Raw genomic sequence first — 14,317 nt, forward strand, 5'->3', positions numbered from 1 at the left:
AAGCCCCAAAGTTGCATTTTGCACTTGGGGCTTTTTTAATTAAATCGTAATTTCAAACAATCAGAAAACACATCAATAAATGATTAAAAAAACAGTTTCCGGTGTAGAAAAAGCGTTGGAAGGAGTTGCGGATGGAATGACCTTTATGCTAGGTGGATTTGGGCTTTGCGGAATTCCGGAAAATGCAATTGCGCAGTTGGTAAAAATGGGAATCACTGACATCACCTGTATTTCAAATAATGCGGGGGTGGATGATTTTGGGTTGGGTCTATTACTTCAAAATCATCAGATAAAGAAAATGATTTCATCCTACGTAGGCGAGAATGACGAATTTGAACGTCAAATGCTAAGCGGGGAGTTGGAAGTTGAACTTACCCCCCAAGGAACTCTAGCAGAAAAGTGTAGAGCTGCACAAGCAGGATTCCCTGCTTTCTATACTCCTGCAGGCTACGGAACTGAAGTGGCCGAAGGAAAAGAAACACGGGAATTTAATGGAAAAATGTATGTGCTTGAACCCGCATATAAAGCCGACTTCTCATTTGTAAAAGCTTGGAAGGGAGACGAAGCTGGGAATTTGATTTTTAAGGGAACCGCAAGAAATTTCAACCCCTGTATGTGCGGAGCAGCTAAAATTACAGTGGCTGAAGTGGAGGAATTGGTACCCGCTGGAACCTTAGATCCAAATGCGATTCACATACCCGGAATATTTGTTCAACGTATTTTCCAGGGTGAGAAATATGAAAAAAGAATAGAACAACGAACCGTAAGACAAAAAGGATAATTTATGCTGGATAAAAACGGAATCGCAAAGCGAATTGCAAAAGAAGTCAAAGATGGGTATTACGTAAACCTGGGGATTGGAATCCCGACTTTGGTCGCCAACTTTGTTCGAAACGATATAAGCGTTGAATTTCAAAGTGAAAATGGGGTATTAGGAATGGGTCCATTTCCATTTGAAGGAGAAGAAGATGCCGATATCATCAACGCCGGAAAACAAACAATAACGACCCTGCCCGGGGCATCTTTTTTTGATTCTGCCACCAGTTTTGGAATGATTCGAGGGCAACATGTTGACCTTACCATCTTAGGTGCTATGGAAGTGGCGGACAACGGGGATATAGCCAATTGGAAGATTCCTGGTAAAATGGTCAAGGGTATGGGAGGAGCAATGGACCTGGTTGCTTCAGCAGAAAATATTATCGTGGCCATGATGCACACCAATAAGGCCGGACAATCGAAATTGTTGAAACAATGCTCGCTGCCATTGACAGGTGTAGGTTGTGTAAAGAAAATAGTTACCAATATGGCCGTTTTAGAAGTAACCGAAGATGGATTTAAACTTCTGGAAAGAGCTCCAGGTGTTTCAGTGGAAGAAATTATTCAAGCAACTGAAGGTAAACTTGAAGTTAGCGGGGATATTCCAGAGATGCAGGTTTAGCAGAATTGTTGACCAATATCGAATCTTGCCACGGATTTTAAGGATAATTGAATAAGAGCTGATAAATGTGTAAAGATTCAGTCAAGCATATATGTTTTTCCTACCTAAATAAATATGCAGAGAAGGATATAGAAAGCATTGAGCAGATGTTTGCCGACAATATTGTTTTGCGTGATTGGAAAATTAGTGTAGTTGGAAAGGAAAAAGCGCTGATGGAAACCCGCAAAAATTTCGAGACGGCGGAATCAATACAAATAGAAATCCTTTCAACCTATGGAAATACTCATACCGTTGCGGCAGAATTGAAAATTACCGTTGATAATATCGAAGAACTTTATGTAGTTGATGTTATTACGGTCAATTCTGAGGGTAAAATCGAAGCCATAAGAGCGTATTTGGGAAGAGGTAATGATTAATCCATATAATCTTAATATTAAAACAGTATGTTATTGAGCTTTGTCCTTCACCATTTAAGGTCTTTTTCTTACAACAAAATCCAATAGTTACACAACAAACATTTTTTAATGTAATCCGTTGTATTTAGTTTTGATATTATAGAATTTTTTCCCAAATTAACACCATTAAAATCAACAACATGGCACCCCAATTTAACCAGTCTTCCTTGGATGATACCGTCCAGGTTTACAGAAACGACTTTTTTACAGGATTTATACTATTGATTAAAAAGCTATTCATGCTTTAATACCTATAAAACCTAACTAAACTGCGAGCCGAACATGATGTTTGGCTCTTTTTTTTTGTTTAATTTGAATGGTTAAACAGAATTATGGAATTAAAGCTTCAACCATGTGTTATCACCGACCTGGAAAAGTTGGTAAAGATTTCCAAGGAAACCTTTATTGATGCTTTTGAAAAGGATAACGACCCCGAGGACTTCGCTTCATACATTCACAAAGCTTTCAACAAAGAACAGCTTCTTTCCGAAATGGAAAACAAGGATACGGAGTTCTACTTTGTTTTTTTTGGCCAAGAACTCATTGGGTATTTAAAACTGAATAAGGCATCGGCCCAAAGCGATATTAAAGATGGCCAATCCCTAGAACTAGAGCGAATATATGTTATGCGGCAATTTCAAGGAAAGGGTGCTGGAAAATGGCTGCTTGATCAAGTAATACAAATAGCAAGAAGGGCAACATTGAGTTACATATGGCTTGGCGTTTGGGAAAAGAACGAAGCCGCCATCCGATTTTACCTTAGACACGGTTTTCAACAGTTTGGAACCCACCCCTATTATATTGGGAAGGACAAACAAACCGATTTTCTTATGCGCTTAGACCTTTAAAAAGGTATTCAAAAACATGGTATCTCCTTGTGCTTGGAGCTTTAATGCAATGGAGTTTTCATATGCGGCATGCATCAAAAGCGAAATAGCCATGGCGTTGGACTTTGTTAAGCTATTCGTCCTGTAAACCACATCGCGTATCGTGGAGAAACTCACGTTGGTTCTCGAGGCTATGTTGGCATAATCGTTCTTGGTGACATTTCTGCGCAAAGTGGTTGAGAGTTGTTCACTGATCGGTTTCCCAAAATCTTCTTTGGAAAAGACTCTATCAACTTTAATAACAAGACCTAAATTTTTGATGGACCCCATATTGATGTTTTTGTTGTTTATCAATTAATGTATCGGGGTCAAATCCTATTTTCTATATTTGGTTTGTAACCCAATTACAGAAAACGGTATTTTTGCTGCGCAGATTCGAATATACGAAAAATAACTACATATTATAAGAAAATTATGCGGGCGATTAAGCAGTTGAGACGTAAAAAAAGTATGAACCAATCCCAATTGGCAGAGGTAGTTGGAGTTAGCCTGCGCACCATCCAGAATTACGAGAAGAAAGATGCAAATATTCCCACTAAAAATCTTGCCAAAATAGCCGCGCATTTTGACATGAGCATTCCCGAACTGTATTTACAAGAAGTTAATGAAGCAGGAGGAACTTATGCTAAGAGAAAAACGTTTATCAGACACGGGTGCGTTTTTTACCCTTTGGATGGGGACAAGTATTTTGTTCAGATACCCTTGGTTTTGGTAGATCGACAAAACAACTACATCGAAAGTTTGGCCGAAAGCCGATTGGGCAATAGCCCTTTTAAATCAGGATTCATTGTTGAATTTTTAGAGGAGGACCCATACAAGGCTTTTGAAATTTCAGGAGACTCTATGAATGATGGTACTATACATTCAATTCCAAACAAAACCATCGTGCTTGGGGTAAAAACCAAGAAGGAAGTCTTTATAAAGGAAATAAATGCCTTTGTAGACAAAACATATATTCTAGTTTGCAAAAACAGGATTATTTGCAAGAAGATAACAGGGTATAATGGATCACAAGATACCATTCAATGTCAAAATTTGAATATCGCCCCAGAATATCAAGATTTTGACCTACCCCTTTCCGATATCTTGGAAGTCTTTAGAATTGTAAAAAAACAGCTGTAGCAATTAGATGCTATTCAATATGCCAGCGGCTTGATCAAGAATATTTTCAGTTTTTGCAAAGCAGAAACGGAGAAACTTTTGATCATAATTAGCACCGCAAAACACAGAAATAGGAATGCTGGCCAGTTTATGCTCCAGAATGAGTCGTTTTGCAAAATCCATGTCTTTCTCTTCTGTAATATCCGAATACTCCAAAAGCTGAAAATATGTTCCTGCCGTGGGTGCTATCCTAAACCGAGAACCCTTGATGGCGTTTAAAAAATAATCCCGTTTTTGTTGGTAGAAATTTCCCAAGCTTAAATAATGTTCTGGATGTTTTAAATATTCCGAAAGCGCAATTTGAATTGCATGGTTTACCGAGAAGACATTAAACTGATGTACTTTTTGAAATTCTTGCATCAGTGATTTGGGTGCCACGCAATATCCCATTTTCCAGCCTGTGACATGAAAAGTCTTTCCAAAAGAAGAACAAATAATGCTTCGACTGGCCAAGTCAGCATATTTGGCAGCGCTCTCATGTTTCTTTTCGTCAAAAACAATATGCTCATAAACCTCATCGCTAAGCAATAAGATGTTACTTCCTTTGAGAATCTCCTGAAGTTGCAGCATATCACTTTCAGACCAAATTGCTCCTGTAGGATTGTGAGGAGTATTGATGACAACCATTTTGGTTTTTGGTCCGATGACCGATTTAAATTTGGCCCAGTTCATTTCAAACGCGGCACCTTCAAGGTCAACCGGAACAACCTTGCCTCCAAAAAGCTCGATGGCTGGTTCATAACTATCATAGGCCGGTTTAATAATCACAACTTCATCTCCTGGATGAACAAAAGCCGAAATGGTGGTAAAAATGGCCTGGGTAGCTCCCGCAGTAACAATAATTTCAGATTCAGGATGATAATACCTTCCGTATAACTGCTCAATTTTCTCCGAGATGATTTCCCGAAGAGCAAACACGCCTTGCATAGGAGCATATTGATTATAGCCCTTTTTAAAAGCCAGATCTACCAATTCTAAAAGCCTTGCGTCAGGCTCAAAATTTGGAAACCCTTGCGAAAGATTTACGGCATTGTGCGCATTGGCCAATTGTCCAATGGTGGTAAATATGGTTGTGCCAATATTGGGCAATTTTGATTCAGTTATATTCATGAACAGTATGTCTTTCTAATGATTCAAGGACCTTTTGCAAGCAAGCATCCAGATTCTTTTTCACATCGCTCTCCCAAAATCGAAATACGGTATAGCCCATTTCCTTTAGGGCTAGATTTACCTCTTGATCCCGTTGAATGTTACGTTCAATTTTTGGAATCCAGAATTCACGGTTGGTCTTAATTTTTTGTTTTCGCTCCTCCCAGTTGTAACCATGCCAGAATTCACCATCGATAAAAATTACCGTTTTATACTTATTCAGAGCGATGTCAGGTTTGCCCATGAGTTTTTTGTAATCGACACGATAGCGATAGCCAGCGGTCCAAAGCGCTTTGCGAAATGCTAGTTCGGGCTTGGTGTTTTTACCACGGATTTTACCCATGATTTTCGAACGCTCTGGGGTTGTATAAAACCCCGACTCCTCATTAAAACGAGGGACTTTGATGCGCTCTTCAGGATATTTTTTTGACATGGTTGAAGATTATCTCCGAGCTTTGTTTACAATTTCAAGTTTGTATCCAACCCCGTGGACATTGATAATATTTATACCATTGTCATCTTTAAACTTCTTTCTAAGTTTTGAAATAAACGTATCCAAGCTTCGACCTACGAAAACACCCTTGTTTTCCCATACTTCTTTAAGAAGAAAATCGCGTTTTACTACCTGGTTTTGGTTGTTGTTCAAGATTTGCAATACCTCAGCTTCTTTAGAAGTCAATTGAATACTTAGGTTGTTTTTAACCAACTCTTTTTGACCTTTGTAGAATTTGTAATCCCCAATAGTTTCAAATGAGAGGGCTTCATGCAACGTGATATCCTGCTTCTTATTGGTCCAATAGAGCAATGACATACCCATTATCCCTAGAAGAATCAAGGCATACCATGAGGCACCAAAATTCAATCCCATTAATGAAACACTTTCCTTGAAAGACACATTTATCGAATAACACTTCAATGGGAGATTTCGTCCTTGGCAAGGGATGATATTTTTTTCTTCGTTGTCGGATACCGAATAGCTATAGGATACTTCTTGGTTGGTACAGTCAATTACTTCTACTAGATATTCATTGGGAAGATTCAAGGCTGTCAAATTCTTGTCGATTGCGCTGACAAGACTATCAGGAGTAATGGACAGTTCTGTCTGAAAAGATAATTGGAAATTGTTCTTAGGAGATTCGGTAACAGGCAACACCAAAGAAGTGGAGTCATTGTTTTGCAGAAGTAATGAGTTCCCTGTATTTCTTAGCGCAACTTTGACCAAACTTGATATGGTTTTATCATTCCCATTACCGGAATAACCGCTTATTAATAAGGAAAGCACTACTAAGAATAGCGCACAAAATAAATAAGTAACAGTTTTCATGTTTATAGACCTCAGGATACGAAAAATTGCACTTTTTTGCACTTCATTTACATTTTATTCACGACTCCGGAGCAAGCCGAGTCTAGATTTGTCCAAAAAACAGGACAATGAAAAAACTCATCATCTTATTGGTAGGCATTGGCGCTATTTCTATAGCGCAAGGACAAGGTACTATAAAAATCGACACAGCAAAAAGTGTGATTAAGTGGAAGGAATCCAATCTCTTTAAGTTTAACCAACATTATGGAACGGTTAACTTCTCGGACGGAGAAATTTCTATGAATGAGAGCGGAATATCTGGAGGAATGTTTGTTGTGGATATGAACAGCATCAAGAATACCGATGGTAAATACAATGAAATGCTGGTTTCCCATCTTAAGCATCAAGATTTTTTCGCTGTTGAGAAATTTCCAGAGGCTAAATTGGAGATTCACCAAATAAGATATGGGGATAATGGGGAGATGGAAATGGATGCTTTGTTAATGATAAAAGGAATTTCCCGATTAATAAAATTCAGTTCCACAATGGAAAAAGGACCCAATAAAGCTGTACTTAAATCAAGATTTATAATTGATAGAACCCGATGGGGAGTAAGTTATGAATCCAAAGGAATTGTTGGAAGCGTCAAAGATGATATCATTTCTGATGCTATTGAATTTGAGGTAATCGTAGTTATTCAACTTCGAGGATGTTGATTGCTGAAAGTTAGAACATTAAAAAAACCCAACCTCCATTTGGCGCTTGGGTTTTTCAACACGTTATTTCCGTTAAGGAATATTATCCTTTTACACTTGCAGAAAGATACTCTCGATTCATTCGAGCAATATTTTCTAGAGAAATACCTTTAGGGCATTCTACCTCACAGGCGCCGGTGTTGGTGCAATTTCCAAAACCTTCCAAGTCCATTTGGCGTACCATGTTCTGTACACGATCAGCTGCTTCTACCTGACCTTGCGGCAACAAAGCAAACTGAGATACCTTTGCCGAAGTAAACAGCATAGCACTCGCATTTTTACAGGCAGCTACGCAGGCACCACAGCCAATACAGGTCGCAGCATCCATTGCAGCATCTGCAACATGTTTTTCAATAGGGATTGCGTTGGCATCCACAGGTCTTCCAGAAGTGTTTACAGAAATGTAGCCTCCTGCCTGCTGTATCCTATCAAAGGCACTGCGATCAACAATTAGATCTTTAATAACAGGAAATGCCTTTGCTCTCCAGGGTTCAATTACAATTTCGTCACCGTCATTAAAGCTACGCATGTGGAGTTGACATACGGTAATCATGGTATCTGGCCCATGGGGTCTACCGTTTATTTGTAATGAGCAAGTACCGCAAATACCTTCACGGCAATCATGGTCAAATTCGATAGGTTCTTCTCCTTTGGAAATCAACTCTTCATTTAAAATGTCCAACATTTCTAAAAAGGACATATCACTTTCCACACCGTTCAGGGTATAATCCACCATTTGACCCTTAGCAGAAGCATCTTTTTGTCTCCAAATCTTTAAGTATAATTTCATAGCTTTTATTTGTAAGAACGTGTTTTTAGTTTGATGTTTTCATAAACCAAATCTTCTTTGTGGAGTTTTGCTGCGCTTGGCTCTCCCATGTATTCCCAAGCAGAGACAAATTTGAAGTTTTCGTCATCACGTAACGCTTCTCCTTCTGGAGTTTGGTATTCTTCTCTAAAGTGTCCGCCACAAGATTCTTTACGTTCCAAAGCATCTTTTGCAAAAAGTTCTCCTAACTCTAAGAAGTCAGCAACCCTTCCTGCTTTTTCAAGCTCTTGGTTTTTACTATCAACACTGCCTGGGATTTTTACATTTTCCCAGAAGTCTTTTCGTAACTCGGCAATCTCCTTTATAGCCTCTTTCAATTCTTTTTCATTACGGGACATTCCGCATTTGTTCCACATGATTTTCCCCAATTTCTTGTGGTAATAATCCACAGAATGGATTCCCGTGCCAGACATAAGTTTTTCCATACGATCCCTTACATCTTTTTCAGCAGCGTCAAACTCTGGAGAATCTGTAGGGATGGCTCCTGTTCTAATATCATCGGATAAATAATCTCCAATGGTATATGGTAACACAAAATAACCATCTGCCAAGCCCTGCATTAAAGCAGAAGCACCTAAACGGTTGGCGCCATGATCACTAAAATTGGCCTCACCGGCAGCATAGCAACCCGGAATTGTAGTTTGAAGGTTATAATCTACCCAAAGCCCACCCATGGTATAATGTACCGCTGGATAAATCATCATAGGGGTTTTGTATGGGTTTGCATCTACTATCTTCTCATACATCTGAAAAAGATTACCATACTTGGCTTCTACTATTTTCTCCCCTAGCTCTCGAATCGTATTGTTATCTGGGTCTTTCATCCCAGAGGTCAGTGCTTTCTCTTTTCCATAACGCATAATTGCCGAAGCAAAATCTAGGAACACTGCCTCTCCGGTTTTATTCACACCAAAACCAGCATCGCATCTTTCCTTTGCTGCTCTTGAAGCAACATCTCGTGGTACCAAGTTTCCAAAAGCAGGATAACGTCTTTCCAGATAATAATCCCTTTCTTCTTCGCTTAATTGGACAGGCTTTAATTTACCCTCTCTAATTGCTATGGCATCTTCTTTTCGTTTAGGAACCCATATACGGCCATCATTTCTAAGAGATTCTGACATCAAAGTCAGTTTGGATTGATGATCTCCAGAAACCGGGATACATGTTGGGTGAATTTGGGTAAAACATGGGTTAGCAAAGAAAGCACCTCTTCGGTGTGCTCGCCAAGCTGCCATTACATTAGCTCCCATGGCATAGGTAGATAGAAAAAATAGGTTTCCGTAACCTCCAGTCGCCAATACCACTGCATGTGCCGAATGTCTTTCAATCTCACCGCTAACTAAGTCTCTGGCAATGATTCCTCTTGCTTTTCCGTCCACAAGAACCAAATCCAGCATTTCATGGCGCGTATGGGATTTTATTTTACCTCTTTGAATTTGTCTGTTCATGGCGCCATAGGCTCCCAAAAGCAATTGTTGACCAGTTTGACCCTTTGCGTAAAAGGTTCTGGAGACCAAAACACCACCAAAAGAACGGTTGTCCAATAGACCGCCATATTCACGGGCAAAAGGAACACCTTGGGCAACACATTGGTCAATAATGTTGGTGGAGACCTCAGCCAAGCGATACACATTGGATTCACGGGAACGATAATCGCCTCCCTTTACGGTATCATAAAACAAACGGTAAACGCTATCCCCATCTCCTTGATAATTTTTTGCTGCATTCACACCTCCTTGAGCTGCAATGGAATGTGCTCTTCTTGGAGAATCTTGATAGCAAAAAGTCTTTACATTATAACCCAGTTCGGCCAAAGTGGCTGCCGCAGAACCTCCTGCCAAACCAGTACCTACAACTATAATATCAATATTACGTTTGTTCGCAGGGTTAACAAGGTCAATTTCATTTTTATGCTTGGCCCATTTATCGGCCAATGGCCCTTGTGGCTCTTTAGAATCCAATATGCCCATAATTAATGTGTTATTGGGTTAAGGTGGTGATACAATGCAATAAAGGCAAAACCTAAAGGAATGATCACTGAAAAGATTTTTGTAAATGTTTTTATTGCAGGAGTATATTTATTGTTCACTCCCATACTTTGGAACGAAGATGAAAAGCCATGCCATAGATGAAGGCTTAACAAACCAAATGATAAAACGTAGAGAATGGTTCTCCAGAAAGGAGCAAACTTAACTACTGTTTCTTCATGGTATCGCGTTGGGTTTTCAGGAAGAACCTCTACGTATTTATAAGCCATTTCGTGCACCCAAAAATCATAGAAATGCAGCACTAAAAAAGCAAGTACCACCAATCCGGAATAAATCATATTTCTTGACACCCAAGGAGCGTTGGCACTACCTTTATATTTTACATAGTTGACTCCTCGTGCGCTTTTGTTCTGAATTTCCAACACAAAACCCATAACAAAATGAACAATAACGCCAGCTATCAGAATTGGCTGCATAATATATTGTATCAACGGGTTATATCCCATAAAATGGGACCAAGAGTTAAAGGTTTCTGGGTCAATTACCGAGGTGATGTTGATGACAAAATGTTGTGTAAGAAAAACAACCAAAAAAAGACCCGAAAGTGCCATCACTACTTTCCGGGCAATCGAAGATTTTATCAATCCACTCATTAGTGCTGGTTTTACCTACAAATTTACGGCACAGGAGAGTTATTAACAAGCTTTGAATATTTTAAAGCGGGTTATTTAGACTGATTTTAAGCAGGCCTAATATGTATAAGACTAATTTCATCAAAAGATTTTTGTTAATAGGTATATTGGCAAATGTTATCTTTTAAAATTTCTATGGTAAGGTCAAATCTGCAAATTTTATCCGATATTACTGCTTAATATTTAACTTGACCTTGTTAGGCATGGACATTGCAATTTTATCGGTTAGTTTAAATGTGCATTCTACTCGGCGCATTGTTGAGGAGGCACAAAATGCAGGTCATTATGTAGAATTGATAGATCATACCAAATGCTCTGTCAAATTAGGTGAAGGGAAACCCCAAATTTATTTGGGAGAAGAAAATGTGACCGACGAGTTCGATGCAATTATCCCAAGAATTGGAGCTAAGGTGACCAGGCATGGAGCAGCCATTGTAAAGCAATTTGAAATGAACAATATATTTAGCACAGCTAGGTCTCTTGGAATTACCCGAGCTAGAAATAAAGTTCGCACTTTACAGATTATGGCTCGGAAAGGAATTCCAATTCCAGAGACACTTTTTTCCATTAATCCAAATAACATTGGTGAGCAGATTGAATTATTGGGAGGCCCCCCAGTAATTATTAAGTTACAGGAGGGTACTCATGGCAGCGGAGTCATTTTGGCGGAAACCAAAAAATCCGCTAAATCGATTATTGACACCTTTTATAAAATGGACACCAGTATTTTACTTCAAAAGTATATTGAAGAGGCGAACGGTGAAGACATCCGAATAATTGTTGTGGGAAATAAAGTCGTAGCAAGCATGAAACGCATCAGCGACATAGATGATTTTAGGTCCAATGTTCACAGGGGAGCAGATACACAAGCAATCAAACCTACAGCCAAAGAACAGTTTATAGCACTAAACGCTACTAAGTATTTGGGACTGGGTGTAGCTGGGGTGGATTTGATGCGTTCAAAAAAAGGTCCAGTTTTGATTGAAGTAAACGCATCACCCGGACTGCAAGGTATTGAGGGTGCTACCGGTATAAATGTAGCCAAGCATATTATTCAATTTGTGGAAAAAAATGGTCGCAGAAGCAGAAAATAAGTCGATAACCATAAATGGCGAAGTCATTACCCCAGGGCAAAATGGCTTGGTTCGTATGAGTATTTCAAGATTGCCCACCGGGACACTTATTGACATTCCTGTACATGTTTTTAATGGAAAAAAGGCTGGTCCTACAGTTTTGGTTCAGGCTGGATTGCATGGTGATGAGATCAACGGTGTTGAAACATTAAGACGAATGCTGCAAGAGAATGTGTTCAACATTAAAAATGGAGCTGTTATCGTCGTTCCAATCTTGAATATTTTTGGCTTTATTCATTTCTCACGCGATGTTCCAGATGGGAAGGATGTCAACCGAAGTTTTCCTGGAACAAGAACGGGTTCACTAGCAAGCAGAATGGCACACACCTACACCTCCGAAATTTTACCACAGGTAGATTTTGGTATTGATTTGCATACAGGTGGAAGTCAACGACACAATTTTCCGCAGATTAGATATTCCGCAGAAGACATTAAGAGTAAAGAATTGGCTGAAATTTTTAACGCACCTTTCTATTTTGCTTCACGACAGATTAATGGTTCTTTTAGAAAAACCACTTTTAAAATGGGAATCCCGACTATTGTTTATGAGGCTGGAGAAAGTATGAGGTTCGATGAAGATTCCATACAAACAGGAATTACAGGTATCCAAAATGTGCTCACCGAATTGGGAATGCTTTCCAAGAAAAAGGTTTCAAGGCAAAAACCATCAGTACACTTAAGCAGAACTCGATGGATTCGAGCTCCGAGGGCTGGCATGTTTGTTCCTGAGGTTAAGAATGGAGAGCAAGTTGCTAAAGGGCAAACATTAGGGTTGGTAACCGACACCTTTGCCAAAAAAAACAAAAAGATAAAGGCACCCTTTGAAGGATATGTGTTTTGCATAAATAATCAAGCAGTGGTCAATCAAGGAGACGCACTGTTCCATATTGGAAGTTTAAAAACTAAATCAAACCAGTGAAAAAATCAATATTTGTTTCGGGAGTGCTTTTTGCTGCTTCCCTTGGATTTTATCTTGGATGCAAATCCAAAGAGAATGAATCAGTAACGCTTTTTGAGGAAAATAGCACCGCATGGTTCATTGATGGAAACTCAAAATGGAATTTTGAGAATAATGAACTAATCGGAGTAGCTGACAGTACTACGGGTTTTGTGATTACCCATGATAAATACCGAAATTTTGAATTAAGTTTGGAATTTAAACCTGACAGCACCATTAATTCTGGGGTGTTTGTGCAGTGTGCTATACCAGAAATGTCTGCCACTGGTTGTCATGAACTCAATATTTGGGATTTACACCCAAATCAGAATTTTAGGACGGGATCCATAACAACCAAAGTAGAACCTTATGAAATCGTGGAAACTTTAAATGTTTGGAACACCTATAAGGCAGTTACACAAGAAGGAAGCATTAAAGTTTTTGTGAACAACATACTTACTTCGAGTATGGAAAAAGATACTTTGTTGGAAGGTCATATTGGACTTCAGGCAATGGGCAATGGAACCATAAAATTCAGGAATATTAAGCTTAAAGAGAAATAGGAAAACAATAGTTTACCTAAACCAATTCCTTTTGCTTTTCAATTTTGGCAAGGCTCCAAGCAACGGCTTCTTCCAAATCTGAAAACTGTTTAATGGAGTTTTGAAAGAACATGCGCTCCAAGACAAGACTAGCAAAACTGCCTTTTGTGTTACCGACAACAGAATAAAAACTAAGTTGATGGCGGTGTTTATAGAACTTGGCCCAATCAGAAGGTACTACATAATACTTATTGATGCGATTTGAGATATACGCAATAGGTTTGTCTTTTCCTATGACCTCGTATGCTGCGTCAATAGCTTTTTTTGCCATATTCCAGTTTAGGGTGACGCCTTCTTTCATCTCAGAAATGACCAGATTGTCAAAAAAGTAGAATTTCCCGAATTCAAATTCTCTTATCTCCCGTATTTTTTTAAATAAATCTATATCCGTAACACGCTTCATAATAGGGGACTGTATTTCAGACAGCAATGGTAAATATATTAATAATCTTGATTTTTTCTTGCAAGGAAAAGCTTGCAGGCGAAAGTAAAGTTCCCGAATTTTTGTACTACAAAACTTATTTTTTTAGTGTCATTTCAAAGATTGGGGTAAAATCATTGTCCACAGTCTGTATCAAAAAGAGGGATTCGGCGTTTTTTTCAGAATTTCTAGTTCCATCACCAAAAAAAGCATCAAAAAGGAAAAATCCGTCTACGTCCAGTGTAAAAGAGTTTTCCCTAGTGAAGCCAGATCGGACTTTTTCAAGATCAAGATTCCAAGTAGCATTTCCCTGATATACGGTGTCATTTCTAACAAAATCAAAATTCACGGTTCTTTTATTGAAAACAAAAGTTCCCAGAATGCCGGTCTCTTCAACAACCTCATTTGAGGAAATACCATTTGCAGGCGACTCTGGATATATGGATTTTATTTCAGAAATGGTCCAAGAGCCTATTAGGGAGTCATATGCTTGTTCTTCATCTTTACTGCAGGATACACTTAACAAAAATGCCAAACTAAGTGCCAAATACTTTTTCATGGAAATGA

General features: G+C 38.9%; 18 protein-coding genes. 9 read left to right on the top strand and 9 right to left on the bottom strand.

Features of this window, described 5'->3' with window-relative positions:
* Positions 1-79: 79 nt before the first annotated feature.
* The 4 genes from ACOKFG_RS03490 (at position 80) to ACOKFG_RS03505 (ending at position 2,741) form a co-directional block, all read left to right on the top strand.
* On the top strand, positions 80-781 hold the full coding sequence (locus ACOKFG_RS03490; protein ID WP_299171200.1) for a CoA transferase subunit A: 702 nt from the start codon (positions 80-82) through the stop codon (positions 779-781).
* A gap of 3 nt (positions 782-784) precedes the next feature.
* Positions 785-1,438, top strand: a complete 654-nt coding sequence (locus tag ACOKFG_RS03495) for a CoA transferase subunit B (protein WP_298792984.1) — start codon at positions 785-787, stop codon at positions 1,436-1,438.
* Between the two features lie 65 nt (positions 1,439-1,503).
* Entirely contained in the window at positions 1,504-1,854 is a 351-nt protein-coding gene (locus tag ACOKFG_RS03500; RefSeq protein ID WP_298792986.1) for a nuclear transport factor 2 family protein, read from the top strand.
* A 371-nt stretch (positions 1,855-2,225) separates the two neighbouring features.
* Positions 2,226-2,741 carry a GNAT family N-acetyltransferase gene (locus ACOKFG_RS03505; protein ID WP_298792988.1) on the top strand — a complete coding sequence of 172 codons (516 nt, stop codon included), beginning with the start codon at positions 2,226-2,228 and terminating at the stop codon, positions 2,739-2,741.
* Here ACOKFG_RS03505 and ACOKFG_RS03510 read toward each other — a convergent pair.
* Entirely contained in the window at positions 2,730-3,050 is a 321-nt protein-coding gene (locus ACOKFG_RS03510; RefSeq protein ID WP_298792990.1) for a hypothetical protein, read from the bottom strand. The two genes, ACOKFG_RS03505 and ACOKFG_RS03510, sit on opposite strands and share 12 nt — an antisense overlap.
* Before the next feature lie 144 nt (positions 3,051-3,194).
* Between ACOKFG_RS03510 and ACOKFG_RS03515 the strand changes: the two genes are divergently transcribed.
* Complete coding sequence (locus ACOKFG_RS03515; RefSeq protein ID WP_298792991.1) at positions 3,195-3,902, top strand: helix-turn-helix domain-containing protein; 708 nt, start codon at positions 3,195-3,197, stop codon at positions 3,900-3,902.
* Between the two features lie 3 nt (positions 3,903-3,905).
* Here ACOKFG_RS03515 and ACOKFG_RS03520 read toward each other — a convergent pair whose 3' ends face one another.
* From ACOKFG_RS03520 to ACOKFG_RS03530, 3 genes are read right to left on the bottom strand one after another with little or no spacing between them, the layout of a single operon-like run.
* Positions 3,906-5,051: a methionine aminotransferase gene (locus ACOKFG_RS03520; RefSeq protein ID WP_298792993.1), complete on the bottom strand. Its 1,146-nt coding sequence runs from the start codon at positions 5,049-5,051 to the stop codon at positions 3,906-3,908.
* Positions 5,038-5,523 carry a very short patch repair endonuclease gene (locus ACOKFG_RS03525; RefSeq protein WP_299171219.1) on the bottom strand — a complete coding sequence of 162 codons (486 nt, stop codon included), beginning with the start codon at positions 5,521-5,523 and terminating at the stop codon, positions 5,038-5,040. Before ACOKFG_RS03525 ends, ACOKFG_RS03520 begins: the two co-directional genes overlap by 14 nt.
* Before the next feature lie 9 nt (positions 5,524-5,532).
* Positions 5,533-6,414, bottom strand: coding sequence for a helix-turn-helix domain-containing protein (locus ACOKFG_RS03530; RefSeq protein WP_298792995.1), 882 nt, complete (start codon positions 6,412-6,414; stop codon positions 5,533-5,535).
* Positions 6,415-6,521: 107 nt separating this feature from the next.
* Between ACOKFG_RS03530 and ACOKFG_RS03535 the strand changes: the two genes are divergently transcribed.
* Positions 6,522-7,109, top strand: a complete 588-nt coding sequence (locus ACOKFG_RS03535; RefSeq protein ID WP_422861861.1) for a YceI family protein — start codon at positions 6,522-6,524, stop codon at positions 7,107-7,109.
* Positions 7,110-7,191: 82 nt separating this feature from the next.
* On the opposite strand, the gene ACOKFG_RS03540 is transcribed toward ACOKFG_RS03535, so the two are convergent.
* The 3 genes from ACOKFG_RS03540 to ACOKFG_RS03550 are packed head-to-tail and all read right to left on the bottom strand — an operon-like array spanning position 7,192 to position 10,618.
* Entirely contained in the window at positions 7,192-7,938 is a 747-nt protein-coding gene (locus ACOKFG_RS03540; protein WP_298792999.1) for a succinate dehydrogenase/fumarate reductase iron-sulfur subunit, read from the bottom strand.
* A gap of 5 nt (positions 7,939-7,943) precedes the next feature.
* Positions 7,944-9,947 carry a fumarate reductase/succinate dehydrogenase flavoprotein subunit gene (locus ACOKFG_RS03545; protein ID WP_422861862.1) on the bottom strand — a complete coding sequence of 668 codons (2,004 nt, stop codon included), beginning with the start codon at positions 9,945-9,947 and terminating at the stop codon, positions 7,944-7,946.
* A gap of 2 nt (positions 9,948-9,949) precedes the next feature.
* Positions 9,950-10,618 (bottom strand): succinate dehydrogenase cytochrome b subunit, encoded by a 669-nt coding sequence (locus ACOKFG_RS03550; protein ID WP_298793003.1) that lies wholly within the window; start codon positions 10,616-10,618, stop codon positions 9,950-9,952.
* Positions 10,619-10,860: 242 nt separating this feature from the next.
* On the opposite strand from ACOKFG_RS03550, the gene ACOKFG_RS03555 reads away from it, so the two are divergent.
* Genes ACOKFG_RS03555 through ACOKFG_RS03565 form a run of 3 tightly spaced genes read left to right on the top strand, consistent with a single transcriptional unit; the run spans position 10,861 to position 13,290 of the window.
* A complete protein-coding gene (locus tag ACOKFG_RS03555; protein ID WP_298793005.1) occupies positions 10,861-11,751 on the top strand; it encodes a RimK family alpha-L-glutamate ligase in 891 nt (296 codons plus the stop codon).
* A complete protein-coding gene (locus tag ACOKFG_RS03560; RefSeq protein ID WP_299486915.1) occupies positions 11,729-12,709 on the top strand; it encodes a M14 family metallopeptidase in 981 nt (326 codons plus the stop codon). Before ACOKFG_RS03555 ends, ACOKFG_RS03560 begins: the two co-directional genes overlap by 23 nt.
* Positions 12,706-13,290, top strand: coding sequence for a 3-keto-disaccharide hydrolase (locus ACOKFG_RS03565; protein ID WP_422861863.1), 585 nt, complete (start codon positions 12,706-12,708; stop codon positions 13,288-13,290). The genes ACOKFG_RS03560 and ACOKFG_RS03565 overlap by 4 nt, the downstream gene beginning before the upstream one ends.
* 16 nt (positions 13,291-13,306) lie before the next feature.
* Here ACOKFG_RS03565 and ACOKFG_RS03570 read toward each other — a convergent pair whose 3' ends face one another.
* Positions 13,307-13,732: a hypothetical protein gene (locus tag ACOKFG_RS03570; protein WP_422861864.1), complete on the bottom strand. Its 426-nt coding sequence runs from the start codon at positions 13,730-13,732 to the stop codon at positions 13,307-13,309.
* Positions 13,733-13,847: 115 nt separating this feature from the next.
* Complete coding sequence (locus tag ACOKFG_RS03575; protein WP_422861865.1) at positions 13,848-14,309, bottom strand: hypothetical protein; 462 nt, start codon at positions 14,307-14,309, stop codon at positions 13,848-13,850.
* Positions 14,310-14,317 lie beyond the last annotated feature (8 nt).

This window comes from Flagellimonas rhodophyticola, assembly GCF_049332665.1.
Taxonomy (GTDB): Bacteria; Bacteroidota; Bacteroidia; order Flavobacteriales; family Flavobacteriaceae; genus Flagellimonas.

What these genes read in the sequence shown, in the direction of transcription:
- ACOKFG_RS03550 (WP_298793003.1), bottom strand. Translation starts at nt 10,618, where the DNA reads ATGAGTGGATTGATAAAATCTTCGATTGCCCGGAAAGTAGTGATGGCA.
- ACOKFG_RS03510 (WP_298792990.1), bottom strand. Translation starts at nt 3,050, where the DNA reads ATGGGGTCCATCAAAAATTTAGGTCTTGTTATTAAAGTTGATAGAGTC.
- ACOKFG_RS03545 (WP_422861862.1), bottom strand. Translation starts at nt 9,947, where the DNA reads ATGGGCATATTGGATTCTAAAGAGCCACAAGGGCCATTGGCCGATAAA.
- ACOKFG_RS03525 (WP_299171219.1), bottom strand. Translation starts at nt 5,523, where the DNA reads ATGTCAAAAAAATATCCTGAAGAGCGCATCAAAGTCCCTCGTTTTAAT.
- ACOKFG_RS03575 (WP_422861865.1), bottom strand. Translation starts at nt 14,309, where the DNA reads ATGAAAAAGTATTTGGCACTTAGTTTGGCATTTTTGTTAAGTGTATCC.
- ACOKFG_RS03540 (WP_298792999.1), bottom strand. Translation starts at nt 7,938, where the DNA reads ATGAAATTATACTTAAAGATTTGGAGACAAAAAGATGCTTCTGCTAAG.
- ACOKFG_RS03520 (WP_298792993.1), bottom strand. Translation starts at nt 5,051, where the DNA reads ATGAATATAACTGAATCAAAATTGCCCAATATTGGCACAACCATATTT.
- ACOKFG_RS03515 (WP_298792991.1), top strand. Translation starts at nt 3,195, where the DNA reads ATGCGGGCGATTAAGCAGTTGAGACGTAAAAAAAGTATGAACCAATCC.
- ACOKFG_RS03535 (WP_422861861.1), top strand. Translation starts at nt 6,522, where the DNA reads ATGAAAAAACTCATCATCTTATTGGTAGGCATTGGCGCTATTTCTATA.
- ACOKFG_RS03500 (WP_298792986.1), top strand. Translation starts at nt 1,504, where the DNA reads ATGTGTAAAGATTCAGTCAAGCATATATGTTTTTCCTACCTAAATAAA.
- ACOKFG_RS03555 (WP_298793005.1), top strand. Translation starts at nt 10,861, where the DNA reads ATGGACATTGCAATTTTATCGGTTAGTTTAAATGTGCATTCTACTCGG.
- ACOKFG_RS03490 (WP_299171200.1), top strand. Translation starts at nt 80, where the DNA reads ATGATTAAAAAAACAGTTTCCGGTGTAGAAAAAGCGTTGGAAGGAGTT.
- ACOKFG_RS03560 (WP_299486915.1), top strand. Translation starts at nt 11,729, where the DNA reads ATGGTCGCAGAAGCAGAAAATAAGTCGATAACCATAAATGGCGAAGTC.
- ACOKFG_RS03570 (WP_422861864.1), bottom strand. Translation starts at nt 13,732, where the DNA reads ATGAAGCGTGTTACGGATATAGATTTATTTAAAAAAATACGGGAGATA.
- ACOKFG_RS03505 (WP_298792988.1), top strand. Translation starts at nt 2,226, where the DNA reads ATGGAATTAAAGCTTCAACCATGTGTTATCACCGACCTGGAAAAGTTG.
- ACOKFG_RS03495 (WP_298792984.1), top strand. Translation starts at nt 785, where the DNA reads ATGCTGGATAAAAACGGAATCGCAAAGCGAATTGCAAAAGAAGTCAAA.
- ACOKFG_RS03530 (WP_298792995.1), bottom strand. Translation starts at nt 6,414, where the DNA reads ATGAAAACTGTTACTTATTTATTTTGTGCGCTATTCTTAGTAGTGCTT.